5 protein-coding genes are annotated in these 4,821 nt (G+C 42.0%); 2 read left to right on the top strand and 3 right to left on the bottom strand.

All coding sequences use genetic code 11. From position 1 onward, the window contains the following. On the top strand, window positions 1–557 hold a 557-nt coding region (locus ACT3TU_RS13500; RefSeq protein WP_444752781.1), incomplete at its 5' end, for an HAD-IIB family hydrolase. A gap of 90 nt (window positions 558–647) precedes the next feature. Here the strand turns inward: ACT3TU_RS13500 and ACT3TU_RS13505 are convergent. Both ACT3TU_RS13505 and ACT3TU_RS13510 read right to left on the bottom strand, forming a co-directional pair. Next, complete coding sequence (locus ACT3TU_RS13505; RefSeq protein WP_192524407.1) at window positions 648–911, bottom strand: hypothetical protein; 264 nt, start codon at window positions 909–911, stop codon at window positions 648–650. Window positions 912–971: 60 nt separating this feature from the next. Continuing rightward, entirely contained in the window at window positions 972–1,769 is a 798-nt protein-coding gene (locus tag ACT3TU_RS13510) for a 3-oxoacyl-ACP reductase (protein ID WP_192524408.1), read from the bottom strand. Between the two features lie 283 nt (window positions 1,770–2,052). Between ACT3TU_RS13510 and ACT3TU_RS13515 the strand changes: the two genes are divergently transcribed. Continuing rightward, window positions 2,053–3,198 carry an ABC transporter substrate-binding protein gene (locus ACT3TU_RS13515; RefSeq protein WP_192524409.1) on the top strand — a complete coding sequence of 382 codons (1,146 nt, stop codon included), beginning with the start codon at window positions 2,053–2,055 and terminating at the stop codon, window positions 3,196–3,198. 268 nt (window positions 3,199–3,466) lie between these two features. Here the strand turns inward: ACT3TU_RS13515 and ACT3TU_RS13520 are convergent, their stop codons facing one another. Further along, entirely contained in the window at window positions 3,467–4,702 is a 1,236-nt protein-coding gene (locus ACT3TU_RS13520; protein WP_192524410.1) for an FUSC family protein, read from the bottom strand. Window positions 4,703–4,821 lie beyond the last annotated feature (119 nt).

A 4,821-nucleotide genomic window follows, 5' to 3' on the forward strand; every position in this document is an offset into this window, starting at 1 on the left:
ACCAGCGCGTTATTAGTGATTACCCGTTATCCAATGAGCAGTCCGCCACCATCACTAAGCTCTGTCAGCAAAATGGCTTAGTCTATAAATTTGACTCTGCCACTCACATTATCTGGTCAGATGAACATGAGTGGCAAAACAGATATCACGATAAAATAAAGAGCTGTAGCATCATCGACCCTGATTATTGCCAATTTAATACCGTATATCAGTGTTCAGTATTTTTTGACAATCAAGATGAGAAAATGCAAGAAGTAAACTTTGCAGAGCAAGACTTAAAACTGGTGCATTGGCATGACATTGTCGGCGATATCTTGCCCATCGATGCCTCAAAAGCGCGCGGTATATTAGATGTGTGTCAGCATTTTGGCATTGACGCAAGCGAGTGCATGGCGTTTGGTGACGGGCTAAATGATTTAGAAATGTTTGATTTGGTCGGCTATGCAGTGGCCATGGGTGATGCGAAACCCGAGCTAATAGAACGTGCGGACTTTGTCACTGGCACAATTGAAGAGCATGGAATACAGGCGGTAGTTAAGCATTTGCATCTGGCCTAAATATCAGACCATTAATGAAAGCTTAAATCGCAAAACCCCTTGCCAATATTTGACAAGGGTTTATCTTTCAAAACTCTAAAAACCTACTATTTAACCACGCCCAAATATCAATCCATAAACCCAACTGCCCAGCTTATAACAGGCAACTGTAATCAAAGTAAAGAGCAATGCTGCCAGTAAATACGCTAAAAAATTTGGTATGCCAGTTAGCCAACCAATACTAAATGCCACGCCAAGATAAGCTTCTAGTGGCCAGCTAAATATCGATGTATCCATACCAGCATTAAAGAAAACAATGGTCGCCCACAGCCCTATCACGGCAGTGATGATTCCAGCAAGTTTACGATTATTCATGATTTCTCTTTGGTATAAGTTAAATACTTTTTATCTAAAAGCTATCTTTGTATATTATTCCTACGGCATCGTCAAACCACCATCGACTGCAATAGATTGACCAGTAATAGCTGAGCTTAAATCAGACGCCATCAGCAATACTGAATTGGCAAAGTCGCTTACCGAGGTTGCTTGTCGTAGTGGCGTGGTTGTGGCGATATAATCGAACACTTCTTCAGTAGTTAAGCGGCTCGCATCCGTGGTTTTTAATAACCCACCTGCCAGCAAATTCACACGGATACCATATTGCCCAAGCTCGCTTGCCAAATTGCGCGTAAGTCCAATCAGCGCTGATTTTGCCGTCGTATAGTCATAATAAGTGACCACTGGATTATAGATAAGGTTGGTTGAGATATTAATGATTTTACCCGTCTGTTGAGCTTTCATTTGCGGTAATACCGCTTGTACGCTATTGACTGCACCTTGAACGATGCCATCAATTTGCTGAGAGAAATGTGCCCATTTAACCGTTTCGATACTGGTGTAATCGGCATTTGGATTGAACTGATAGCTTGGTAAAGCATTATTGACCAATATATCAATACCTCCAAAGCGCTTAATAACTTCTGCTGCCATGGTTTGCATTTGTGCCAAATCTGTCACATCACCCTGATAAGCAAATGCTCGCCCACCTGCCGTTATAATATCAGACACTACTTTTTTAGCGGCTTCCTCACTATTGAGATAATTGACGCAAACGCTGGCGCCTGCCGCTGCCATCTGCTGAGCAACTTGCGCCCCAAGACCACGACTGGCTCCGGTAACTATGGCGACTTTATTGGTCAATAATTCGGGTATAGTCGCTTGAGTGTTATTCATTATCTTTTATCCTTTATTATTTGATATTTATAAAAAATAAGGCTTATTTTAATGGCTTTATTTTAGTGACACTAAAAACTGGACAGCGCCAATCATAGCATGATTAACGGATTGCATAATGTGGGGCTATTCTCACTACCTTTATCTACTTTACTTAAAACTAAGCAAATTCAAGCAGTTGCCCTTTAAATTTCGACTTAGGATAACCATAACCGTATAATGAATATAGTATAACGGTATCCTGTGCCCGTTTTTATTTTTGCCTTAATTTAGGAGAGACACTTTGTCTTATTTATCCCCTGTTAATGGGTCTAATCGAACTTCTGTAAAAGTACTGCCAAAAGCACTACCGAAGGTCTTATTGTACGCAGCTATTGGAACGATTGGGCTATCACTTGCTAGCTGCAGCAAGTCAGATAACACCGCTGCTGACGGTACGACTACCAGCCAAGAGACGCTAAATCTCTATAACTGGTCGGAGTATATGCCGCAAGAAATCCTCGATGGTTTTACCGAAGAGACTGGTATTAATGTTAATTACACCACCTTTGATTCTAATGAAGCGATGTATGCCAAATTGAAATTGCTTGATGATTCTAGCCAATATGATTTAGCCATTCCATCGACTTATTATGTCGAAAAAATGGCCAAAGAAGGCTTATTGCAAGAGCTCGATAAGTCTAAATTAAGCAACTTTAAAAACCTCGATACCTCATTTACTAACACCAAGGTCGACCCTGAAAACAAATATTCGATTCCCTATATGTGGGGTAGCACCGGATTGGCTATCAATGGCGAATCAGTCGATCCAGCCACCGTCAATAGCTGGAATGATCTGTGGCGTCCTGAGTATAAAGGTCAAGTAATGCTGATGAATGATATGCGCGAAGTGTTTGGCATGTCGCTATTGACCCTTGGCTACTCTGGTAACAGCAAAAATCCTGACGAGATTAAAGCCGCTTATGAGAAGCTCACCACTTTGATGCCGAATGTGAAAACATTCAATTCAGATGCCTCGCGTATGCCGTATATGGAAGGCGAAACCAGCGTTGGTATGACGTGGAATGGTGAGGCAATCATCGCTAACAATGAAGGTCTGACCAGCTTGGTGTATAAATACCCAACTGAAGGCGCTATTTTATGGATGGATAACTTTGTTATTCCAAAAAACGCCAAACAAGTAGACGCAGCGCACAAGTTTATTGACTACCTACTCCGTCCCGAAAACTCAAAAATCGTCAGTGAAGAGATTGGTTATGCGTCGCCAAATATTGCCGCACGCGAGTTGATGGACGAAGACGTACGCAATAACCCAACGATTTATCCTAGCAAAGACGTACTGGCAAAAGCTGAGTTCCAAGAAGATGTCGGTGATGAAGCATTACAAGTGTATCAGCAGTATTGGGATAAGCTAAAGACGGGACGTTAATCACTATTCTGTATTTGAGCTTTAAAGTGACACAAAAGTGACACATTGAAAAAAACCTTAAAAATAAAAACGCTGATCGATAATGATCAGCGTTTTTTTATACAGTTAAAATACCTTAAAGACGCTAAGGTACTGCTGGTATCAATTTTTTGCAGCCTCTGTCTGCGCAGGCACAGCAAGCAAGAAAAATTGATACCAGCAGTCAGTGATGTACCGATATTACTTTTCACTGACTATATCTGTTTCTTATAAAATAGTTTTTTTATAGCTATAAATGCAAATCTGTCTCACCGCCATGTTCTTCTATACGGCGCTGTTCGCGGCGCTGATAACGCACACCAGAAGCAGAAAACCAACGCGGCTTAGTCTTTTGTAATAAATCACTGAGCTGCTGTAACTGGGTTTGTAAGGTTTGGGTAAGCCAAAAGTAGCCCTGCCATTCAAACGCTAAATACTGCACGCTCGGATAATCTGATACCGCAATACGAGTAATAGGACGAAAAACTTCATCGCTAGGACTGCGCAGCACCGCCGCCATATGACGCATCGCTTGGGTTAGCTCATGTTGATAATGGATGAGCAATATATGGTTTTCATCGTCAATTTCAATATTTGCCAAACGCGGGGCGGCACTTAATAATAAATCAATGGTGCCGATAATGTTCCGATGAGCACGCTGTATCGTCTCAATGGTATCCTTATCCAACCCAGTTTCGCTCGCTGTTGCAGCAATATGTGGACGTACAGCAAGTAGACGTTTATTGATTTCTTGCAATGATTTTAATAGCGTCTTATCGACTGGTATATCAGGCACTGCATGACTGGCATAATAAATGACACTGGATGCTTGGTTGACTTCGGTATATTTAAAAGGCTTAGCCGTCAATGTCTCAGCATCGATATGGTGTCCAACCCCAGCATAAAGCTCGCTACAAGCATCAAGGTTGCTGGCCATTAAAAACCGAAACATCAAAGTCGACTTAAGCGGTAAGATTAGAGTTGCTGCAACCGCAACCCCTGCCCCAATTAAAATATTAAAGGCGCGATATAAACCATCTTGAGCGATATTTTCATGCTCGGGGCTTGAAACAATCATCAGCATGGTGATGCCCGTGAGTAGCCCAATATAGCCCAACTGTTTGACCGCCACATAGCCAATAATGCCACTGATAATGGCAATCAGCACATAATATAGCCACAGCCAACCACCGATATCTTGCAACAACCACAAAAAGCTCAGCCCAACCACGACCCCAAGTAAGGTGCCCAATATGCGCTCTTTGGCTTTGGTATAAATCGCGCCTTGGTATTGTAATAATCCCAATATCACAAACACGGTAATGGTCGTCCATTCACCATGCGGTAAGTGTGTCAACTTATTTAACGATAATGCAATAAGAATAGCGCCGCCCAAACGTATCGCGTGCAAAACATCTGCATGCTGATAACGGGCATAAGGCTCAATGAAAGGGGCAGTAAATCGCTGCCAAAATTTCGGTTTCACGCAGGACGTCTCTTATAATTGGTGAATAAAAAATAGCGCGGTAACAAGGTCTAGCTTAGGGGCTGTATAGCCCCTAACCATTTATAAAGTACTTATCAAAAGAATAACGCTTTTCATTG

The organism is Psychrobacter sp. AOP3-A1-26 (assembly GCF_052378235.1).
In the GTDB taxonomy this organism is placed as follows: Bacteria; Pseudomonadota; Gammaproteobacteria; order Pseudomonadales; family Moraxellaceae; genus Psychrobacter.

Excerpts from the sequence above, each read along its gene's own strand:
- ACT3TU_RS13510 (WP_192524408.1), bottom strand. The coding sequence starts at position 1,769 with ATGAATAACACTCAAGCGACTATACCCGAATTATTGACCAATAAAGTC.
- ACT3TU_RS13505 (WP_192524407.1), bottom strand. The coding sequence starts at position 911 with ATGAATAATCGTAAACTTGCTGGAATCATCACTGCCGTGATAGGGCTG.